Origin of the sequence: Amycolatopsis rhabdoformis (assembly GCF_035918295.1) — a bacterium.
Taxonomy (GTDB): Bacteria; Actinomycetota; Actinomycetes; order Mycobacteriales; family Pseudonocardiaceae; genus Amycolatopsis; species Amycolatopsis rhabdoformis.
Map to the genome: position 1 here is coordinate 2,982,222 of NZ_CP142149.1, position 20,646 is coordinate 3,002,867.

The window sequence follows — 20,646 nt, forward strand, 5'->3', positions numbered from 1 at the left end:
CGTGCGCGTGCTGCTCGTGGAGGACGACCCCGGGGTCGCCGGTGCGCTCGCCGAGCCCCTGCACGCGCGCGGCCACGCCGTGACCAGCGTCGGCCGCGGCTCCGACGCGCTGCACAAGCACCGTGAAGCCGACCTGGTGCTGCTGGATCTCGGGCTGCCGGACCTCGACGGACTCGACGTGCTGCGCAAGATCCGCCAGGTCTCGCCGGTGCCGGTGATCGTGCTGACCGCGCGCGGCGACGAGCGCTCGGTGGTGCGCGGGCTGCGCCTCGGTGCCGACGACTACCTCACGAAACCCGTGCGGCTGGCCGAATTGCTCGCGCGGATGGACGCGGTGGTGCGCCGCGCGGGAGCTCGTGACGTGCCGGCCGAGAGCTCGGTGGTGGTGCTCGAGGACGTCGAGATCGACCTCGGCGCCCGCCGGGTTCTCGTGGCGGGCCACGACATCGGGCTCACGACCAAGGAGTTCGCCGTGCTGGCGGTGCTCGCCGCGCGGCCAGGCACGGCCGTGAGCCGCCAGCAGCTGATGGACGAGGTGTGGGGCGACGCGTACCTGGCGATCTCGCGCTCGCTCGACGTGCACCTGACGCAGCTGCGCGCCAAGCTCGACCGGCCCGGCCTGCTCACCACGATCCGCGGCTTCGGCTACCGGCTGGGCCGCGACTGATGCGCACCCGGCTGCTGGCGGTGCTCGTGGCACTGGCGCTGATCGTGGTGGCCGCGTTCGCCGTGCCGCTCCTGGCGAGCACGGCGGAACAGCGGACGCAGCAGCTGGTGATCTCGCGCAGCAGCGACGTCGACCGCTTCGGGGTGCTGGCCCAGCAGGCGGTGGACACCCACGACCCGGCGGCGCTCGAAGCGGAGGCCTCGCGGTACTCGTCGCTGTACGGCGAGGCCGTGGTGGTCGTCGACGCGCGACGCGAGCCGCTCGTGCAGACCGGTGGGCTCACGGCCGCGGCGCCGGAGGTGCGCGCGCTGGTGGAGGCGACCATGCGCAACGAGCCGGCGCCGCGCGTCGAGCAGCTGAGCCCGTGGTCGGCGGGGCCGGTGCTGTTCGCGCGGCCCGTGGGCTCGGGCACGCGGGTGGCCGGCGTGGTGGTGCTGCGGGCCTCGGTGGCCGCCGCGGCCGCCGACGTCGCCGCGCGCTGGAGTGCGATCGCGGCCGGGGCGCTGCTCGTGGCGGCGGTGTTCGTGCTGCTCGCGGTGCTGCTGGCGCGGTGGATGGTGCGTCCGCTCGTCGAGCTGGAGACGGGCGTGCTCGCCGTGGCCGGCGGGCATCGCGCGCAGGTGCCCGAGAGCTCCGGGCCGCGGGAGCTGCGGACGCTCGCCGCTTCGGTGAACCGGATGTCCGACGCCGTCGCCGAAGCCGCCGACCAGCAGCACCGGCTCGTCGCCGACACCTCCCACCAGCTGCGCAACCCGATGGCCGCGCTGCGCCTGCGCGTCGACTCGCTCTCAATCGACTCGCTCTCCGGCAACGAGGGCGACCGGCCGGCATACCGCGCGATCGTCGCCGAGGTCGAGCGCCTCGAACACATCCTCGACGGCCTGCTCGCCCTGGCCACGGCCGAAAGCACCGCCACCCGCATCGCCGCCGGCGCGGCCGATGAGCCCGCCGACCTCGCCGCCGTGATCGCCGAACGCGTGGACGCCTGGCGCCCCGCCGCCGACGACGCGGGCGCCACCCTGCTCCCCTGCCCCGGCCACGCCGAACCGGTGCTCGTCCACACGCCCGAGGGCGAGCTCGCGCAGATCCTCGACGTGCTCCTGGACAACGCCGTCCACCACGCCGGCCGCGGCGCCACCATCTCGGCCACCTGGGAAACCACCCCCGGTTCCGCCACGCTTGCGGTGACCGACGACGGCCCGGGCCTCCCACCCGCCGACCTCGCCCGCGCCACCGAGCGCTTTTGGCGCGCCGGCGGCGACGGTGCTCCCCGCGGCACCGGCCTCGGCCTCGCCATCGCGCGCGAACAGACCCGCGCCCGCGGCGGGACGCTGGAGCTGCGGGCCCCTTCGCCGCGGGGGTTGCAGGTGCGGGTGACTTTGCCGGCGGTGCCGTCGTGACCGTCACCCGCCGCACCGCCCTGCTCGGTGGCCTCGCCCTCGCGCTCGCCGGCTGCGGCCCCGCCTATCGCGGCCCCGAGCGTGACGTGACGATCGCGGCGGGCGAGGAAGGCGGGTTCTACCTGGCGTTCGCGGAGGTGCTCGCGGCCGAGGTGAGCCGGGCGGAGCCGCGGTTGCGGTGCCGGGCCGTGGCGACCGAGGCGAGTGTCGTGAACGTGGAGCGGGTGCGGGACGGCGGGGCGGACCTGGGGCTGGTGCTGGCCGACGTCGCGCAGTCGGCGCTGGCGGGCAGCGCGCCGTTTCCGGTGGCAGTGCCGTTGCTGGCGCTGGGTCGGGTGTACGAGAACTACCTGCAGCTCGTGGTGCGAGCCGGCGAGGACCTGGTGCAGCTCAAGGATCTCGGCGGCCGGGCGGTGTCCGTGGGGGCGGCCGGGTCGGGGGCGGCGCAGCTGGGCGAGCGGGTGTTCGTCGCGGCCGGGGTGCGCGTGGACGCCCGGCACCTGCCGCTCGCCGACGCCATCGCGGCGCTCGCGAGCCGGCGCATCGACGCGCTGCTGTGGTCGGGCGGCCTGCCCACGCCGGCGCTGGCCGAGCTCAACCGCACGACGCCGCTGGCGTTGCTGCCGCTCGCGTCGGTGATCCCGGCGCTGCGCGCGGCCCACGGGCCGGTGTACGAGCAGGTGCAGGTGCCGGCCGGGGCGTACCCCGGGGCCGGGGCGCCGGCGACCATCGGCGTAGCGAACCTGCTCGTGTGCGCGCCGCGGCTGCCCTCGGACATCGCCGCGGCGGTGGTGCGGGTGCTGGCCGGACGGGCGGCGGATCTGGTGCCGGCGCAGGCCGTGGGGACGCAGTTCCTCGACGTGCGCACGCTCATCGGCACCCAGCCCGTGCCGCTGCACCCCGGCGCCGCCGACACCTACCGGGCGCTCCACGGCTGATCGCGCTCGCTAGATTGGTCGGGTGACCCCACCGCGCCGCCCGCTCGTCGAGATGCCCTTGCGCGTGCGCTACCACGAGTGCGACGGCCAGGGGATCGTGTTCAACGCCCACTACCTCGCGTACGTGGACATGGCCTCGTTCGAGGTCGAGAAGGCGCTGTTCGGCTCGCACGAAGCGTTTCTGGCCACCGGGATCGACGTGGTGGTCGCCGAGTCGAACCTGCGCTACCGCGCGCCGTGCCGCTACGACGACGACCTCGTGGTGTCGGTCTTCCTCACCCACCTCGGCACCACGTCGATGGTCTACGAGTCGGAGATCCGCCGCGCCGGGCGCCTCACCACCGAGGCGAAGATCCGCTACGTGTTCATCGACCCCGTCACCCTGCGCAAGACCGCGCCGCCCGCCGCCGTGCGCGACGTGTACGCGGCCCACCTGCCCGCGCCCACCGCTTCCTGAGGTCCGCCCGTGTTCCGCGTGCTCTTCTACCAGCCCGAGATCCCGCCGAACACCGGCAACGCGATCCGCCTCGCCGCCAACACCGGCTGCGAGCTGCACCTCGTCGAGCCCCTGGGCTTCACACTCGAGGACAAACAGCTGCGCCGCGCGGGCCTCGACTATCACGACCTCGCGCGCGTGCACGTCCACGCCGACCTCGCCGCCGCGTGGCGCGCGCTGCTGCCGGCGAAGGTCTACGCGTTCAGCGCGAAAGCCACCCGCCTCTACACCGAGGTGGCCTACGAGCCCGGCGACGTGCTGATGTTCGGCCCCGAATCCGCCGGCCTGCCCGACCCCGTGCAGCAGGCTCCGGAGATCACCGACCGCGTGCGGTTGCCGATGCTGGCCACGAGCCGCTCGCTCAACCTGGCCAACACCGCCGCCATCACCGTGTACGAAGCCTGGCGGCAGAACGGTTTCGCGCTGCCGCCAGGCTGAGCCGGTTACGGGAGTCTCTGCCCGATCAGCAACGCGGCCGCCGCCCCGATCATCAGCACCAGCGTGCCGATCACGACCCACGGCTTGCTCGCGTCGGCGTTCTTGAGCTCGTACCCGATCTGCTCGCCGAGGTCGGCGTAGACCTTCTTCAGCTCGTCGGCGCTGGCCGCCTTGTAGAAGTCGCCGCCCGAGAGCCGCGCGATCTCCTTGAGCGAATCGTCGTCGACCCGCACGTCCTGCGGTTTGCCTTCGATGTCCACCGAGCCGTGCGTGGTGCCGAACGAAATCGACGAGATCGGCATCTGCGCCTGCTTCGCCGCCTGCGCCGCGGTGTACGCGCCGCGCGGGGCGTACAGGTCCTCCGGCACGGTCTGCTTTCCGTCACTCATCAGCACGATGCGCGCCGGCGGTGGCCCGTCGGCGCCGCCGACCACGGCCGAGAAGCTCTCGATCGACTGCATGGCCGCGAAAATGCCTTCGCCGGTGGCCGTGGACTGCGCGAGCTTCAGGTTGTCGATCGCCTTCACCACGCCGGCGCGGTCGGTGGTCGGGTTGACCAGCACGGTGGCGGTGCCCGCGAAGGAGATCAGGCCCAGGTTCACGCCCGGCGTCATGTTCTCGGCGAACTGCTTCGCCGCGTCCTGCGCCGCCTTCAGCCGGTTGGGCGCCACGTCGGTGGCCTCCATCGACAGCGACACGTCGATCACCAGCACCACCGTGGCGCGGTTGCGCGGCACCTTCTGCTCGGCCGTCGGCCCGGCCAGCGCCACCGTGAGCACCAGCAGCGACAGCACGATCAGCACCGCCGGCAGGTGCCGGATCCAGCCCTGCGTCTTCGGCGCGACCTTGTCCAGCAGCTCGAGGTTCGCGAACCGCATCACGCGCTTGCGCCGCGCCCGCTGGGCCAGCACGTAGGCGACGGCCACGGCCGCCACCAGGATCAGCAGCAGGAACCACCAGGGAGCGGTGAAACCCGTGAGGCTCATGCGACACCGCCCGACCAGCGGCGCTTGCGGGCGACGACGAACCGCACCATGTCGGCGATCCAGTCGGAGTCGGTGCGCAGCACCAGGTGCGCCGCGCCGGCCCGGCGCAGCCCGGCCGCGACCTCCTGCCGGTGGGCGTGCGCCGCGGCGCCGAACTCCTTGCGCAGCAAGGCGGAAGCGTGCACTTCGCGCTGTTTCCCTGTCTCCGGGTCGGCCAGCACGACGGTGCCCACGTCGGGCAGGTCCACATCGCGCGGGTCGAGGACTTCGATGGCGATGAGCTCGTGGTGCCCGCCGAGCGCGCGCAGCGGCCGCTGCCAGTCCAGCGGCCCCAGGAAGTCGGAGATCACCACGCCGAGGCCGCGCCGGCGCGGCGGCCGGCGAAGCTGCTCCAACGCGTCGGCCAGGTCACCGCGCACACCTTCGGGCGCACGCGGGGTCTCGGCCAGCCGCCGGATCAGGCCGCGGGCGTGGGCGAGCCCGCCGCGCGCGGGGATCCGGGTCACGCCCTGGCCGTTGGACACGAGCGCGCCGATGCGGTTGCCGCCCCCGCCGGTGAGGTGGGCGACAGCGGCCGTCGCGCACACCACCAGGTCGCGTTTCTCGCACAGCGCGGTGCCGAAGTCGAGGCTCGCGGACAGGTCCGCGACCACCCACGTCTCCAGCTCGCGGTCGGCCACCGTCTCGCGGATGTGCGGGGTGGTGGTGCGGGCCGTGACGGCCCAGTCCATCCGCCGCACGTCGTCACCCGGCTGGTACGGCCGGGCCTCACCCGGCTCGGAGCCGGGCCCCGGCACGAGGCCGAGGTGGTTGCCCTGCAGCAGGCCGTCGAGCCGGCGGCGGACGTCGAGCTCCAAGGTGCGCAGCCCCGCCTCCAGGCGGTCGCCGCGCAACACCGGGGGCGCCCACCCGGGACGCTCGTTCTTCTGCGCCTTCCCTGCCACGCCGCCTACCTGACGGGCGCGCCCGCCGGCACGGCTCCGGTCCCGCCCTGCGGCCGGGCCGAGACCTGCGGCAGCGGCACGGTCTGCAGCACGCGGGTGATGATGTGGTCCACGGGCACGCCGTCGGCCAGCGCGTCGTAGGACAGCACGAGCCGGTGGCGCAGCACGTCGGGCACCACGTCGACGACGTCCTGCGGCAGCACGTAGTCGCGGCCGCGCACCAGGGCGAGCGCGCGGGCGGCGGCGATGATGCCGAGGCTGGCACGCGGCGAAGCGCCGTAGGAGACCCAGCCCGCGACGTCGGCGAGGCCGTGGTCGTTGGGCGTGCGGGTGGTGAGCACCAGGCGCACCACGTAATCGACGAGCGCGTGGTGCACGAACACCTGCGACGCGACCCCCTGCAGGCGCACCAGCTCCCCGGGGCTGAGCACCTCGTGGGGCACCGGCGGCGTGACGCCCATCCGGTAGATGATCTCGCGCTCTTCCTCCGCGGTCGGGTACTCGACCACGATCTTGAACAGGAAGCGGTCGCGCTGCGCCTCGGGCAGCGGGTACACGCCCTCGTTCTCGATCGGGTTCTGCGTGGCGAGTACGAGGAACGGGTCGGGCATCGGGAAGGTCTGGCCGCCGATCGACACGTGCCGCTCGGCCATCACCTCGAGCATTGCCGACTGCACCTTGGCGGGCGCGCGGTTGATCTCGTCGGCGAGCACGAAGTTCGCGACCACCGGGCCGAGCTCCACGTCGAAGCGCTCGGCGCCCTGGCGGTAGATGCGCGTGCCGAGGATGTCGGCCGGCACGAGGTCGGGCGTGAACTGCACCCGCGAGAACGAGCCGCCGACCACCCGCGCGAAGGTCTCCACGGCCAGCGTCTTCGCGACGCCGGGCACGCCTTCCAGCAGCAGGTGCCCCTTCGCCAGCAGCCCGACGAGCATGCGCTCCACCAGCCGGTCCTGGCCGACGATGATGCGCTTGACCTCGAACACGGTGCGTTCCAGCAACTGGGCGTCCCGCGCCGGGGTGCCGGGCTGCTGCCCGTTGCCGCCCTCGGCGTAGCCGGGCTCGGTCACTCTGCCTCCTGTGGTTCTGCTTCCTCCGGGCTCGCCCGCGACCGTACTGCGTTCCGGTGGTCCGCGTCCGCGCGGCACGCTGGCCCGTGAGATTAGCCAAGCGCATCAGCGGTGTGACAGCTGTGAAGACGGTGTCAGCGGTGTCGCCGCAGGCCTTCGCGCCGGTCGAGGTCGCCTGTTTTGCCCGATTCGGCGGGCACGTTGCCGATCTTCGGCGTGCCACGGTGTCGTCGGCCGGCGCCGCGAGCAGGCGGTCCACAGTGGACTTCCGAACGCCGGACAGCTCCGCGGTCGGCAACCCCGGTCACGCTAACGTCCTCGCAATGGACGATCTCCTCGCCGCCTACGACACCGAGGTGCGCACGGCCGAACTCACGACCGCCGAGCCCGGCACGACCCTCCTGCGCGACGGACCGGTCGCGCGCATCGTCGGCGCTCGGCGCGGGCAGGTCGTGGGATTGCCGGACCTCGGCGTGACCGGGCCTGAGCTGGACGCGCTCATCGAGCGGCAGGTGCGGTTCTTCGCCGCGCGTGACGAGAAGTTCGAGTGGAAGACGCGGGCACACGACCGGCCGGCCTCGCTGCCGGATCGGCTGCTCGCGGCCGGCTTCTCGCCGGAGGAGACGGAGACGGTCCTGATCGCTCCGGTGTCCGCCATCGCGGCGTCCGCGCCGCCGTCGGACTCCGTGGTCGTGCGCGAAGCCACCGGTGAAGCCGACCTTCGCCGCATCGCCGCCCTCAGTGCGACGGTGTTCGGGAGCTCCGAAGCCGCGGTGGCGCGTGAACTGCTCGCCCGCGCGGCCGAGGACCAGGGCAGCACGGTCCACGTCATCACCGAGGCGGCCGGCCGGGTCGTTTCGGCGGCCCGGCTGGAACTCGTCGCGGGCACGTCGTTCGCCGGCCTCTGGGGCGGCGCGACCTTGCCGGAGTTCCGCGGCCGGGGTCTTTATCGCGCGCTGGTCGCGCACCGGGTCGGCGTCGCGCGCACCCGCGGCGTCCGCTACCTGCAGGTCGACGCCCTGCCGCCGAGCCGCCCGATCCTCGAACGGCTGGGCTTCACCGCGGTGACCACGACGACACCGTACGTGCGCGATCCCGAGTGACGGTCCTCCGCCCTACGCCCTGGCCTTCCGCCACCACAGCCCTCGCCTCGACCGCGCCTGGGCTCCCTCTACCTGGCGCTCCGCCGCGGTGAGCCACTCGAGGTACCAGCGATCGAACGTCACCCGGTCACCGTTGCCGACGAGCGCGACACCCCCGTCGGAAGCCGACGCGTCCGTTCACACGGCACCCCGGTCCGGACCGGTCACCACGAGCAGGTCGTAGCGACCGCACCCGGTGTGGCACAACGGCAAGGTGCCCCGAGTGGCGGCCTCGACCTCGGCGTCGCACCGAAGCTGCAGGCCGGCCCACTCCGCTCGCGGCACCTGGCTGAAGTCCGGTTCGAGCGTGAGCGGGAACGGGGTCCGGTGCGCGAACTCGACCCGCAGGTCCACCCGCTCCGCGCCGCGGTGCCGATCACCGGCGAACTCCCACTGCCCGTCGACCCGCCGGAACCCGAACAACCCGTACCCCGGCCCGGCTCCGAAGGCACCGACTTCGAGCACGAAGCTGCGGTAGGCCGGCGGCAAGCGCGCGCCGAACCGCTCCTCGATCGCCACCACGTCGTGCTCGGGCAGCACCGGTTCGAGTCGAAACCCGTGCCCCTGCGGGGGTGCGGCCCCGAACACCGCGGCCGTACCCCCGTGGCGCGCCAGGCGCTCGACCCGCGCCCGCACCCCGTCCCACGTCATCGGGTGAGTCCCAACCGACGGCCGGCCGAGCGGACCGCGCGCGACCCGCCGGGCGGCACCGCCGTCACCACGCCGACCCCGGGCGCCCGCCGGATCGGCGCGCGAGACCGACCCGCGCTTCGACCCCGTCGAGCCAGTCGAGGTACCAGCGGTCGAACTGCCGGCTCGCGCGGATCTCGTCGTACGGGCTCAGGGCTTGGTCGAGGGCGTGCGCGTCGCGCCAGACGGCGCCGCGGTCGGGGCCGGTGACCACGAGGAGGTCGCGGCAGCCGTTGTCGCCGGGGCTGAGCGGGAGCGTGCCGTGGGTCGCGGCGTGGTCGCGGTCTTCGAGCGAAGCAGCCAGCGCCGTCCGGTCCGTTCCGGGAACCGTCCTGAAATCCGGCCACTCCGCCAGGAGGAAGGCCTCGGTGTGCGCGAACTCGGGCCGCAGGTTCACCCGGTCACCGCCTCGCAGGTCACCCTCGCCGAACATCCAGCGGCGCCGGTGGCGCCGAAACCCGAGAAGCCCGTACCCCGGGCCCGCACCGCAGGCACCGACTTCGAGCAGGAAGCTGCGGTAGGCCGCCGGCAAGCGCGCACCGAACTGCTCCTCGATGGCGGTCACGTCACGTTCGCGCAGCGGACGGGCCAGCCGGAACCCGTGTTTGTCGGCGCCGAACACGAACTCCGCCCGCGGCGAGCGCGCCACCAGCTCCACCCGCGCCCGCACGCCGCCCCACGTCACAAGGACGAAGACTACAAACTCAGCCGATCAAGCGCGTCGCGTACGGCATGATCCCGCCGTAGCGCACCGGGGCGACCCGGACGTACGAGCCGGACTGCGGGGCTTCCACCATCTGCCCGCCCCCGAGGTACAGGGCGACGTGGTGGATGCCGGCGGAGCCGCCCCAGAAGAGCATGTCGCCGCGGCGCATCTGGGAGAGGGGGACGCGGCGGCCGGAGGTGTACTGGTAGCCGCTGTAGTGCGGCAGGGACCGGACCCCGGCGAAGGCGTAGATCATCAGGCCGGAGCAGTCGAAGCCGATCTTGCGGTAGTCGCCGTACATGTCGGCGACGCCGCCGTCGTGGATGCCGCGGGTGGGGCCGCTGCCGTTGCCGCCACCCCAGGCGTACGGGCGGCCCAGCTGCGACAGGGCGCGGGAGATCACGGCCTCGATCGACGAGCCCGCCGCCTGCGAAGGCCGGCCACCGCCACCCGACGACGGCGGACGGCCGCCACCCTTCGACGCGTTGAGCGCCGCCCGGCGAGCGCGTTCCTCGTCTTCACGCTGCTTCTGCGCCACCCAGTCCTGGTAGCGCTGGCGCTGGCCCTGCAGGCCGTTGACCTTCGACTGCGCCGCGTAGAGCTGCTGCTCGACCGAGGCCTTGCTCGCCTGCAGCTGCTGGTTCTGCGACGCCTGCGACTGCTGCGCCTGCACGGCGTCGGCCTGGGCGGCGTCGGCGCCGGTCTTCGCGCGCGTGGCCGCGTCCTGCTTCTCCTGCGCGACCTCGACGGCCTTGCGCGCCGCGGAGTCCTTGTTGGACTTCTCCGTCTGCGCCTGCTGGAGGCGATCGAGCGCGTTGAGCCGCGAGCCGCCGATGGAGTCGAGCATCGCGGCCCGAGCGAGCAGGTCCTTCGGGCTGTCGGCGGTGAGGTAGGCCGAGACCGAGCCGATCGTGCTGCCCTGCTCGAAGCTCGCCGCGGCGAAGGTCTTGAGGTCCTGGCGCGCCTTCTCGATCGCGCCCGCGGCGGCGTCGGCCTCGGCGCGCGCGGACTTCGCGGCCTCCTCGGCCTGACTCGCGGCGTCCTGCGCGGTCTGCAGGTCGACCAGGGCCTTCATGGCCTGCTCCTGCTTCAGCTCCACGTCGTCCTGCAGCGAGCTGAGCTTCTGCTCGGCCTGCGCGAGCTGGTTGGTGAGCTTGCCGACCTCGCCCGCCTTCTCGTTGGCGGCGGCCTTCGAGGAGTTGAGGTCGGAGTCACTCGGGTTGGGCGGGGGCGGCGGCACCGCCAGGCCCGTGCCGGTTGCTCCGAACAGGACCACGAGGGCGAAGGAACCGACGGTGAGACCACGCCGCAAGACCCGTCCACGCCGGACCACCACGACCAGCCACCTCCCGCTCACCAGCTCCAGCCAGCAGTGATCACACCGCGTGCCACTGCAGTCACACCACTATCACAAGCCTCAGGCGGAACTCACACACCGTAGACACCAATTCCCCTCATCGGGGGACCCCTGACGTTCGGCGTGTCCGAATGGCGCAGCTCACTCCGCGTGTCGTCTTGAAGTGAATACAGGACACGCGTACTGTTTGGCTCGACGGACGAGGTGTGCCATCCCGATTCCGGTCCTACGGTGGGGGTGCGCAAGACTCGGTCGCGGTCTTCCCGAGGACCGCGAAACACACACCGAACTGACCCGGGGCCCGCACCCGCGACGGCGCGAGTCCCCGCCACTGGAGTTAGACGTGACTGCACCTGCCAGCAAGGACAGCTTCGGCGCCAAAGACACGCTGAAGGTCGGAGACAACTCGTACGAGGTCTTCCGCCTGAACAAGGTCGAAGGCGCCGAGCGCCTGCCCTACAGCCTGAAGATCCTGCTCGAGAACCTGCTGCGCACCGAGGACGGCGCGAACATCACCGCCGACCACATCCGCGCGCTCGGCAGCTGGGACCCCAGCGCCGACCCGTCGATCGAGATCCAGTTCACGCCGGCGCGCGTGATCATGCAGGACTTCACCGGCGTTCCCTGCGTCGTGGACCTCGCCACCATGCGCGAGGCCGTCACCGACCTCGGTGGCGACCCCGACAAGGTGAACCCGCTGGCGCCGGCCGAGCTGGTCATCGACCACTCCGTGATCATCGACGTGTTCGGCCGCGCCGACGCCTTCGAGCGCAACGTCGAGATCGAGTACGAGCGCAACCGCGAGCGCTACCAGTTCCTGCGCTGGGGCCAGGGCGCCTTCGACGAGTTCAAGGTCGTGCCGCCGGGCACCGGCATCGTGCACCAGGTCAACATCGAGCACCTCGCGCGCACGGTCATGGCCCGGGGCGGGCAGGCCTACCCCGACTCCTGCGTCGGCACCGACTCGCACACCACCATGGTCAACGGCCTGGGCGTGCTGGGCTGGGGCGTCGGCGGCATCGAGGCCGAGGCCGCCATGCTGGGCCAGCCGGTGTCGATGCTCATCCCGCGTGTGGTCGGCTTCAAGCTCACCGGCGAGATCCCGACCGGCGTCACCGCCACCGACGTGGTGCTCACGATCACCGAGATGCTGCGCAAGCACGGCGTGGTCAGCAAGTTCGTCGAGTTCTACGGCGAAGGCGTGGCCTCGGTGCCGCTGGCCAACCGCGCCACCATCGGCAACATGAGCCCCGAGTTCGGCTCCACCGCGGCGATCTTCCCGATCGACGACGAGACCATGCGCTACCTCAAGCTCACCGGCCGCTCGGCCGAGCAGGTCGCGCTCGTCGAGGCCTACGCCAAGGAGCAGGGCCTCTGGCACGACGCGTCCCACGAGCCGGTGTACTCCGAGTACATCGAGCTGGACCTCTCCACCGTCGTGCCGTCGATCGCCGGCCCGAAGCGCCCGCAGGACCGCATCGAGCTGTCCGACGCCAAGAACTCCTTCCGCAAGTCGGTGCACGACTACGTGGAAGAGCAGTACCCGGCGCCGCACACCAAGGTCGACGAGACCATCGAGGAGACCTTCCCGGCGAGCGACCCGGCTTCGCTCTCGTTCGCCGACGAAGACGCCGTGCCGGTGCAGTCGGCCGCCAACGGTGCGTCGGGCCGTCCGACCAAGCCGGTCACGGTCAAGTCGGCCGAGCGCGGCGAGTTCGTGCTCGACCACGGCGCCGTGGTGATCGCCTCGATCACTTCGTGCACCAACACGTCGAACCCGTCGGTGATGCTGGGCGCGGCGCTGCTCGCCCGCAACGCGGTGGACAAGGGTCTCGCGGTGAAGCCGTGGGTCAAGACGTCGATGGCGCCGGGCTCGCAGGTCGTGACCGACTACTACAACAAGGCCGGCCTGTGGCCGTACCTGGAGAAGCTGGGCTACCACCTGGTCGGCTACGGCTGCACCACCTGCATCGGCAACTCCGGCCCGCTCTCGGACGAGATCTCGGCCGCGATCCAGGAGAACGACCTCACCGCCGTCTCCGTGCTCTCGGGCAACCGGAACTTCGAAGGCCGCATCAACCCCGACGTGAAGATGAACTACCTCGCGTCGCCGCCGCTGGTCATCGCCTACGCGCTGGCCGGCACGATGGACTTCGACTTCGAGCAGCAGCCCCTCGGTCAGGACACCGACGGCAACGACGTGTTCCTGAAGGACATCTGGCCGTCGCCGCAGGAGATCCAGGAGACGATCGACTCCTCGATCACGCAGGAGATGTTCTCCAAGGACTACGCCGACGTGTTCGACGGCGGCGAGCGCTGGAAGGCGCTGCCCACTCCCGAGGGCAAGACCTTCGAGTGGGACGGCGAGTCCACCTACGTGCGCAAGCCCCCGTACTTCGAGGGCATGCAGGCGGAGCCGGCGCCGGTCTCCGACATCTCCGGCGCGCGCGTGCTGGCGAAGCTGGGCGACTCGGTCACCACCGACCACATCTCCCCCGCCGGTGCGATCAAGGCCGACACCCCGGCCGGCCAGTACCTCACCGAGCACGGCATCGACCGCAAGGACTTCAACTCGTACGGCTCGCGCCGCGGCAACCACGAGGTGATGATCCGCGGCACCTTCGCGAACATCCGGCTGCGCAACCAGCTGCTGGACGACGTGCAGGGCGGCTACACCCGCGACTTCACCCAGGACGGCGCCCCGCAGGCCTTCATCTACGACGCCGCCCAGAACTACGCGGCGCAGGGCACCCCGCTGGTCGTGCTCGGCGGCAAGGAGTACGGCTCAGGCTCGTCGCGTGACTGGGCCGCCAAGGGCACCTCGCTGCTGGGCGTGCGCGCGGTGATCACCGAGTCGTTCGAGCGCATCCACCGCTCGAACCTCATCGGCATGGGCGTGATCCCGCTGCAGTTCCCGGCGGGCGAGTCGGCCGCGTCGCTGAAGCTCGACGGCACCGAGACGTTCGACATCGCGGGCATCACCAAGCTCAACGACGGTGAGACCCCGCGCACGGTGCACGTGACCGCCACCAAGGCCGACGGCACCAAGGTCGAGTTCGAAGCCGACGTGCGCATCGACACGCCGGGCGAGGCCGACTACTACCGCAACGGCGGCATCCTGCAGTACGTGCTGCGCAAGATGACCAACGCCTGATCCACCTGCACTACCTGTACAAAGCGAAGGCCGCTCCGGGATTTTCCGGGGCGGCCTTCGCCGTGTTCGAGTGCGGGTCAGCGGACCTCGGCGCCCGTCTTCGGGTCGAGCTTCAGCGGTTTCGCGGTCGGGTGCGAGAAGTCGAACATCCCGGTCAGGGGCGCGGCCACGGCGTCGAACGAGCCGTCGCCGATGCGGCCGAGGTGCCAGTTGTCCTCGATGAACCGCAGCACCGACGTCTGGTCGGTGAGGTTGTGGTCGACGTGGTTCACGCGGCTGTAGGGCGAGATCACCAGCAGCGGCAGGCGCGGGCCGTAACCACAGCGGTCGGCGTACCCGCCGAGGCGCACCGGGTGCGAGGTGCACACGCCCGAGTCCTGCGCCGCGTCGTGCGAGCCGTTCACGATCTTCGAGGGCACGTGGTCGTACCAGCCGTCGGAGTCGTCGTAGGCGAGCACGATCGCCGTGTCGCGCCAGTGCGGCGAGGCCTGGATGCGGTTGATCTCCGAGACCACGAACGCCTGCTCGTCGAGCGGGTCGGAGTAGCCGGCGTGACCGTCCTGGTAGGACGGTGCCTTCAGGAAGCTGACGGCGGGCATGGTGCCGGCGCCCAGCGCGTCGTCGAAGTCGCGCACGTCGTACTGGTGGTTGGCCTGATCGGTCTGGCCGACGGCGTGCCGCGCGCTCGGGGGCAGGTGCTTCGCGTTCGCCGTGGATTCGTAGTACTGGAACGGTTCGTGGTGCGGGCTGTAGTCCACCGCCGCCTGTCCCCCGACGTTCGCGTGCTGCGTGCCGCACACCGCGTAGCCGCCGGCGGCGCCGGTGGGCCTGAACCCGCCTTCGAACCAGCCCCACGTCACGTGCCGGGCGTTGAGCAGGTCACCGACGTTGCGGCCCTGGAAGGCGCCGAGGTTGTCGGTCGCGGTGTGGTTCTTGTCGGAGCAGTCGTCGAACGCCGGGTCGGGGTCGGTGATCATCGTGCCGACCCCGTGCTCGTCGGGCGAGGCCGCGGTGTTCGGGTCGACCTTCGGCTCGCCCGTGACCGAGTCCACCGGCTGCAGGCCGTGGGTCTGGCCGGAGATCAGGTTGATCGCGCCGGGGCTCGACGGGCCGAAGACGGCGTCGAAGGAGTTGTCGCCGAGCGCGTAGTGCTGGGCGTAGTTCCACATGGCGGTGACGGTGTTGCCGTCGAAGTAGTCCATCACCAGGCCGGGTTCGCCGAACAGCACGGGCTGGCCCGTGCACTTGTCCTTCTCGGTGTTCTCCACGAACTTGTCCATCTTCCCGCCGTTGAAGGCGGCCTGTTCCTTGTTGTAGTCGTGGGCCTGGTCGCAGGTCAGCGCCTGGTCCGGGCCGAGGCGTTTCGGGTTGTAGGCGTTGGGGTTGTCGGTGAGCAGCTGGTGGTCGAGCCCGTTGACCTTCGGTGTGCGGGGCGCGGCGTGGAACGGGGTGCCGTTCTCGTTGGTGGCGTGGGGATAGGTGCCGAAGTAGTGGTCGAACGAGATGTTCTCGCCGAAGATCACCACCACGTGCTTGATCGGGGTCGCGGTCGGGAAACCCGCCGCGTCCACGGCCTGGTCCGGCGCGGCCGGCGCCGCCGCGCTGCTCGCGCACGCCGCCAGCAGCACCGCGGCCGCGCCGAGCGCCCCGGCCGCGAGCGCGGCCCTCTTCCTGTTCCTGCCCACGACCGGCCCCTTCCCGCTCATCCCAGCAACGCCCGGCCGTAGTGGTCGGCCGGGTCCGTCACGCCGGGGAGCAGGTAGAAGTACCCGCCCCCGAACGGCGAGACGTAGTCCGTGAGCGGCTCGCCTTCGAGCCGCTTCTGCACCGCCTCGAACTGCCCCGCGAGGTCCCGCTGGTAGCAGGTGAACACGAGGCCCATGTCGAGGTTTCCGTTGGTGTCCACGCCGCGGTCGTAGTTCACCGCGCGCCGCAGGATCCGCTCGCCGTCGGTGCCCGGCGTGCGCGGGTTGGCGAGGCGCATGTGGCTGGTCAGCGGGATCACCGTGCCCACGGGGTCCTCGGCGTAGCGCGGCTCGTCCTGCTCGTCGGCGCCATCGAGCGGCGCACCGGTGTCGCGACGCCGGCCGATCATGTTCTCCTGCTCGGAGAGCGAAACGCGGTCCCAGAACTCCACGAGCATCCGGATCAGCCGCACGACCTGATAGCTGCCGCCGTCGTCCGTCCACACCAGACGGTCGAGCTCGGGCGGGCGCGGGTTCGCGGTGCCGTCCTTGAACCCCAGCAGGTTTCGCGGGGTGCCGGCCGGGCGCGGCGGGGACGTGAAGCCGTCGATCTTCCAGCGCACCTGCATCCCCCCGCGGGTGGCGCGAGTCAGATCCCGCAGCGCGTGCAGCACGGTGTCGGGCTCGGCCGCGCTGAGCACGAGGCTCAGGTCGCCGTGGCACCAGCCGGGCTCGAGCGCGTCGTCGGGGAACACCGGCATCGGTTTGAGCCCCGCGGGTTTGCGCCCGGCCAGGCCGTAACGGTCGTCGAACAGCGACGCACCCACTCCCACCAGCACCGCCAGCTCCCCCGCCGGCACCTCGGGCCCGAGCACCCCCGAATCGGACGGCGGCCCGCTGATGCCGAGCGCCGCCGGCGCACCGCCCGCGGTGAGGAACGCGGCGCGGTCGGTCAGCTCACGCAGCAGGCCGGTCAGCTCCTCGCGGTTCTGCGCCACCACGTCGAACGCCGCGACGATCGAGTGCCGCGCAGGCTCGGCGAGCACCGCGGCCTGCCGAGGGCCGTGGAACGGCACCGGCACCGGTCCGGGTCCGGCCGCCGCCCCGCTCGCGCTGAGGCCCACCAGGCCGGCTCCAGCGCCGGCGGCCGCGGCCCCGCGCAGGAACGCGCGCCGCCCGAGAGTCACGAGACCCTCCTCGGCTCGGCGAGCGCCGCGACCGAATCCCCATCCGGCCGCGAGCCAAAGAAGGACACCTGCGCCGATCCAGCCGACGCCTGCACAGGCAAGCCCACCGGGCCCACTCCGGGGTCGGCCGCCGCGGTCCCGCGCAGGAAGTAGCGCCGTCCCAGCGTCACGACACCCTCCTCGACTCCGCGATCGCCACGCCCGAATCCCAACCCGCCCGGGCGAGCAGCGCCGCCCGCCGCAGACCGTGGAACAGCAGCAGCCCGAGTCCGGCCGCGGCCCCACGCAGGAAAGCGCGCCGTCCCAGCGTCACGACACCCTCCTCGGCTCTGCGATCGCCGCGACCGGGGCGAGGCGTTCGGTGAGCTCGGCGACGTCGGCGTTGATCCGCTCTCGCTGGACGCGCGTCAGGTTGGCCAGCGCGGTGCCCCGCGCCGCGTACAAGTCGGCGTCCGTGCGGGCGAGCCAGGTGTCGAGGTCGCCGAGGCCCGGGAACCGGGTGGCGAGCAGTGGGCGCAGCACGTCGAGCACGGCGCGGGTGCCGGTGAGGTTGGCGGCGGCCGTGGCCAGCGTGCTGCCGCTGCCGTAGTCGGTGCGGCCGGTGAGCTCGAACTGGAGCGTGTTCTCCATGATCTCGTGGGCGCGCAGGCCGAGGTCGTTCTGGTCGATCTGCGCTTCGCCGAAGTCCGTGCGCAACTGGCGCACCCCGAGGTCCAGCCGCGTGGCCACGGGCCGCAGCTCGACCAGGCTTTCGTTGTGCCACAGGCCGTTCTCGAGGCGGTGGAAGCCGGTGAACCCCGGATCCGCCGCGCCGCCGGCGAGGCCCGCCGTGGTGCCGTTGAGTGCGGCGTCACTGTCGCCGAAAGCGTCGTAGGCCGCGCCGAGGCGTTCGTAGGTCAGGTGTGCGGTGAGCCAGGCCTGCCGGCTCGCCGCGCGGTCTCCACTGTGGACGGCGGTCGCGAGCGCGCCGGTCTGCCCGGCCAGCACGGTGAGCCCTTCGGCGACGTACGCGTGGTACTTCTTCAGCGGTGCCAGCAGGTCCGCGGCGGTCACCGGCACGACCGCGGGCCCGGGACGCACCGCGCCGCCCCGCACGTGGACCGCCGGGCCCACGAACGCGGTGCCGTCTTCGGGCACGCACCGCAGCGCGTACGCCCCGTCGGCCAGGGTCACCGGCAGGGCCCGGGTGGTGCCGGAGCCCACGCCCTCCAGCTCGCCGAACACGGTGCCGGTGGCGGGGTCGACGACCTCGACCTCCATGGTCACCGCGCCGGTGTTGCGCACCTGCAACGTCTGCGGACCCGGCGACGGCGCCACCCAGCCGGCACCGCACCCCGACCGCGACACGACGATCGGGCCCGCCTCGGCGTCGGATCCCTGCCGGCCGACAGTGACGACCACCACGCCGACGGCGACCACGACCAGGCCGACCACCGCCGCCCAGCGCCACCGCCGCACCGGCAACTCCCCTCAGGTGAACTTCTGGCGAACACTTTCACGTATTCGCACACACCTGACAAGAGCTCTGCCCCGTTATGCCCGATTTTCGGGCGTGCTTTGTCCGCCCGCGTCACCTACGGGACAACACGAACACCGGCAACGGCCGATCCGCCGCGACCCGTTCCATCTCGTAGCCCGGCCAGAACGCGAGCAGTTCCGACCACATGCGGTCGTACTCGGCGCCTTCCAGCTCCCGGGCCTTGACCTCGACGACCCGCGCGCGGATCCCGACCGTGGCCTTGGGATCCGCGCGCAGGTTGTAGGTCCAGGCCGGGTTGTTCGGCCGGCCCCAGTTCGAGCCCGTGAGCACGAAGTCGTCGCCGTGCGGGAAGTACAGCAGGTTCGTGCTGCGCGGCAGCCCGCTCTTGCGCCCGGTCGTGGTGAGCCGCAGCGACGGCAGGCCGGCGAGGCCGACCAGCGTCACCCGGCCGCCGAAAAAGCGGTGCAGCTTCTGGTCCGTCCAGATGATGCCGCGCGAGAGCGTCATCACGAACGGCCGGGTGCCGAGCTTGCGGGCGAAGGGCTCGAGGGGGTTACGCACGCACAGATCTTGCCAAACTCACCCCGAACCGCTCCTGGGAGTCCGTCCACCAGCGCTCGACGGCGAACCCGGCGGCCGCCAGCTCCGCTTCGACACCGGCCGGACGGAACTTCGCGGAGATCTCCGTGCGGATGTGCTCGCCGGCCGCGAAGTGCACCTGCAGCTCGGCACCCGGGATGGCGACCGTGACCTCGTGCCGGGCCCGCAGCCGCATCTCGATCCACTCGTGCTCGGCGTCCCAGTGGGACACGTGCTCGAAGGCGTCGAGGTCGAAGTTCGCGCCGAGCCGGGCGTTGATCACGCGCAGCACGTTGCGATTGAAGGCCGCGGTGACCCCGGCCGCGTCGTCGTAGGCGCGCTCGAGGGTTTCGCGGTCCTTCACCAGGTCGGTGCCCAGCAGCAGCCACTCGCCCTCGTCGAGCACCTCGCGCACGGACCGCAGGAACGTCGCGCGCTCCTCGGGCAGGAAGTTGCCGATCGTGCCGCCGAGGAACGCGACCACGCGCGGCGCGGTGCCCGGCAGCAGGTTCAGGTGCTGGGTGAAGTCGCCGACGACCCCGCGCACCTCCAGCTTCGGGTAGTCGGCCGTGATCGCCGCGGCGGCTTCGGCCAGCGCCGACTCCGAGACGTCCAGCGGTACGAACGATTCGAGCGTGCCGTGCTCGGTGAGCGCGTCGAGCAGCAGCCGGGTCTTCTCGCTCGACCCGGAACCCAGCTCCACGAGCGTGTGCGCGTCGGTGAGCCGCGCGATGTCCCCGGCCCGCGCGGCCAGCACCTCGCGTTCGCTGCGGGTCGGGTAGTACTCGGGCAGCTCGGTGATCTTCTCGAACAGCTCGCTGCCCTCGGCGTCGTAGAACCACTTGGGCGGCAGCCACTTCCGCTCCGCCGTGAGGCCAGCGCGCACGTCCGCGCGCAGCTCGCCCTCCACGTCGCGGCGATGGCTTTCGAGATCGACTTCGGTCATGAGCGGGTGCTCCGATCCACAGTCAGGGGAACAGTCAGGGGAACAAGGTCGACGACTCCGGTGTCCGTGACGCGCACGGCGTGGTGCTCGGGAACCGGGGTCCAGGCCGGGTCTGCGTCGCACGGCTCCGACGCCAGCACCACCCCGCCGGGCACGCTGCGCATCGAGAGCGCGTGCGTCCAGGTCGTGCCGATCAGCGTGGTGCCGTCGGTGAGCAGGAAGTTGAGCCGGGAACCCGGGGCCGCGGCCTCGACCTCGACGATGAGGTCGGTGACCGCGGCCAGCAGGTCGACGCCGGCCCGCAGCCGCGCGCGCAGCAGCGCCCACAGCAGGACCGAGTCGGTGGGGGCTTCCAGCGTGAGCAGTTCGGTCACGTCGAGGGCCTTCGCCAGCCCGGCCACGGAGGCGGGCCAGCCGCGGACCACGCCGTTGTGGCTGAACAGCCAGGGCCCGTCGGTGAACGGCGCCGCGGCCGCCTCGGTCACCGGCATGCCGGTGGTGCCGTTGCGCACCGCGGCGACGAACGCCGTGGTCCGCACCGAGGCGGCCAGCGCCGGCAGCGTCTGGTCCGTCCACAGGGGAGACTGGCGCCGGTAGCGCTGCGGCGCGCCGCCCGGCTCGGGGTACCAGCCGAGGCCGAAGCCGTCGGCGTTGACCGAACCACCGCCCCGCATGTCGAGCGGGGCGTAGGACTGCGTGAGCAGCGCGTGGGGCGCGTCGAACACGAGCTCGGCGGGGGAAACGGGCGCGCCGAGGTACGCGAGGTGCCGGCACATGCCGC

Annotated in this window: 20 protein-coding genes; 7 read left to right on the top strand and 13 right to left on the bottom strand. The window is 72.1% G+C overall.

The window, feature by feature from the left end:
• Position 1: 1 nt before the first annotated feature.
• The 5 genes from VSH64_RS13440 to VSH64_RS13460 are packed head-to-tail and all read left to right on the top strand — an operon-like array spanning position 2 to position 3,939.
• Positions 2-667, top strand: a complete 666-nt coding sequence (locus tag VSH64_RS13440; protein ID WP_326835911.1) for a response regulator transcription factor — start codon at positions 2-4, stop codon at positions 665-667.
• The gene (locus VSH64_RS13445; protein WP_326835912.1) at positions 667-2,067 is read left to right on the top strand and encodes a sensor histidine kinase; all 1,401 of its coding nucleotides are present in this window, start codon (positions 667-669) and stop codon (positions 2,065-2,067) included. Before VSH64_RS13440 ends, VSH64_RS13445 begins: the two co-directional genes overlap by 1 nt.
• Entirely contained in the window at positions 2,064-3,005 is a 942-nt protein-coding gene (locus VSH64_RS13450; RefSeq protein ID WP_326835913.1) for a TAXI family TRAP transporter solute-binding subunit, read from the top strand. Before VSH64_RS13445 ends, VSH64_RS13450 begins: the two co-directional genes overlap by 4 nt.
• Positions 3,006-3,027: 22 nt before the next feature.
• Positions 3,028-3,462 carry an acyl-CoA thioesterase gene (locus VSH64_RS13455; protein WP_326835914.1) on the top strand — a complete coding sequence of 145 codons (435 nt, stop codon included), beginning with the start codon at positions 3,028-3,030 and terminating at the stop codon, positions 3,460-3,462.
• Between the two features lie 9 nt (positions 3,463-3,471).
• Positions 3,472-3,939, top strand: a complete 468-nt coding sequence (locus VSH64_RS13460; RefSeq protein ID WP_326835915.1) for a tRNA (cytidine(34)-2'-O)-methyltransferase — start codon at positions 3,472-3,474, stop codon at positions 3,937-3,939.
• 5 nt (positions 3,940-3,944) lie between these two features.
• Here VSH64_RS13460 and VSH64_RS13465 read toward each other — a convergent pair whose 3' ends face one another.
• Genes VSH64_RS13465 through VSH64_RS13475 form a run of 3 tightly spaced genes read right to left on the bottom strand, consistent with a single transcriptional unit; the run spans position 3,945 to position 6,939 of the window.
• A complete protein-coding gene (locus tag VSH64_RS13465; protein WP_326835916.1) occupies positions 3,945-4,925 on the bottom strand; it encodes a VWA domain-containing protein in 981 nt (326 codons plus the stop codon).
• Positions 4,922-5,869: a DUF58 domain-containing protein gene (locus VSH64_RS13470; RefSeq protein WP_326835917.1), complete on the bottom strand. Its 948-nt coding sequence runs from the start codon at positions 5,867-5,869 to the stop codon at positions 4,922-4,924. Before VSH64_RS13470 ends, VSH64_RS13465 begins: the two co-directional genes overlap by 4 nt.
• 5 nt (positions 5,870-5,874) lie before the next feature.
• The gene (locus VSH64_RS13475; protein ID WP_326835918.1) at positions 5,875-6,939 is read right to left on the bottom strand and encodes an AAA family ATPase; all 1,065 of its coding nucleotides are present in this window, start codon (positions 6,937-6,939) and stop codon (positions 5,875-5,877) included.
• 323 nt (positions 6,940-7,262) lie between these two features.
• On the opposite strand from VSH64_RS13475, the gene VSH64_RS13480 reads away from it, so the two are divergent.
• The gene (locus tag VSH64_RS13480) at positions 7,263-8,042 is read left to right on the top strand and encodes a GNAT family N-acetyltransferase (RefSeq protein WP_326835919.1); all 780 of its coding nucleotides are present in this window, start codon (positions 7,263-7,265) and stop codon (positions 8,040-8,042) included.
• Between the two features lie 177 nt (positions 8,043-8,219).
• On the opposite strand, the gene VSH64_RS13485 is transcribed toward VSH64_RS13480, so the two are convergent.
• From VSH64_RS13485 to VSH64_RS13495, 3 genes are all read right to left on the bottom strand, one after another.
• On the bottom strand, positions 8,220-8,732 hold the full coding sequence (locus tag VSH64_RS13485; protein WP_326835920.1) for an SMI1/KNR4 family protein: 513 nt from the start codon (positions 8,730-8,732) through the stop codon (positions 8,220-8,222).
• A 64-nt stretch (positions 8,733-8,796) separates the two neighbouring features.
• Positions 8,797-9,456 (bottom strand): SMI1/KNR4 family protein, encoded by a 660-nt coding sequence (locus tag VSH64_RS13490; RefSeq protein ID WP_326835921.1) that lies wholly within the window; start codon positions 9,454-9,456, stop codon positions 8,797-8,799.
• 19 nt (positions 9,457-9,475) lie between these two features.
• Positions 9,476-10,834, bottom strand: a complete 1,359-nt coding sequence (locus tag VSH64_RS13495) for an NlpC/P60 family protein (protein ID WP_326835922.1) — start codon at positions 10,832-10,834, stop codon at positions 9,476-9,478.
• A gap of 343 nt (positions 10,835-11,177) precedes the next feature.
• Between VSH64_RS13495 and acnA the strand changes: the two genes are divergently transcribed.
• Positions 11,178-13,988, top strand: coding sequence for an aconitate hydratase AcnA (gene acnA / locus VSH64_RS13500; protein WP_326835923.1), 2,811 nt, complete (start codon positions 11,178-11,180; stop codon positions 13,986-13,988).
• A gap of 77 nt (positions 13,989-14,065) precedes the next feature.
• Here acnA and VSH64_RS13505 read toward each other — a convergent pair whose 3' ends face one another.
• The 7 genes from VSH64_RS13505 to egtC form a co-directional block, all read right to left on the bottom strand.
• Positions 14,066-15,673: a phospholipase C gene (locus VSH64_RS13505; protein WP_326835924.1), complete on the bottom strand. Its 1,608-nt coding sequence runs from the start codon at positions 15,671-15,673 to the stop codon at positions 14,066-14,068.
• A 17-nt stretch (positions 15,674-15,690) separates the two neighbouring features.
• Positions 15,691-16,860, bottom strand: coding sequence for a Dyp-type peroxidase (locus VSH64_RS13510; RefSeq protein ID WP_326835925.1), 1,170 nt, complete (start codon positions 16,858-16,860; stop codon positions 15,691-15,693).
• 166 nt (positions 16,861-17,026) lie between these two features.
• On the bottom strand, positions 17,027-17,173 hold the full coding sequence (locus VSH64_RS13515) for a hypothetical protein (protein WP_326835926.1): 147 nt from the start codon (positions 17,171-17,173) through the stop codon (positions 17,027-17,029).
• Complete coding sequence (locus VSH64_RS13520; RefSeq protein ID WP_326835927.1) at positions 17,170-18,318, bottom strand: EfeM/EfeO family lipoprotein; 1,149 nt, start codon at positions 18,316-18,318, stop codon at positions 17,170-17,172. The genes VSH64_RS13515 and VSH64_RS13520 overlap by 4 nt, the downstream gene beginning before the upstream one ends.
• 112 nt (positions 18,319-18,430) lie before the next feature.
• Entirely contained in the window at positions 18,431-18,901 is a 471-nt protein-coding gene (locus tag VSH64_RS13525; protein ID WP_326835928.1) for a nitroreductase family deazaflavin-dependent oxidoreductase, read from the bottom strand.
• Positions 18,894-19,865: an L-histidine N(alpha)-methyltransferase gene (gene egtD, locus VSH64_RS13530; RefSeq protein ID WP_326835929.1), complete on the bottom strand. Its 972-nt coding sequence runs from the start codon at positions 19,863-19,865 to the stop codon at positions 18,894-18,896. Before egtD ends, VSH64_RS13525 begins: the two co-directional genes overlap by 8 nt.
• The gene (egtC, locus tag VSH64_RS13535) at positions 19,862-20,641 is read right to left on the bottom strand and encodes an ergothioneine biosynthesis protein EgtC (protein ID WP_326835930.1); all 780 of its coding nucleotides are present in this window, start codon (positions 20,639-20,641) and stop codon (positions 19,862-19,864) included. The genes egtD and egtC overlap by 4 nt, the downstream gene beginning before the upstream one ends.
• Positions 20,642-20,646: the final 5 nt, after the last annotated feature.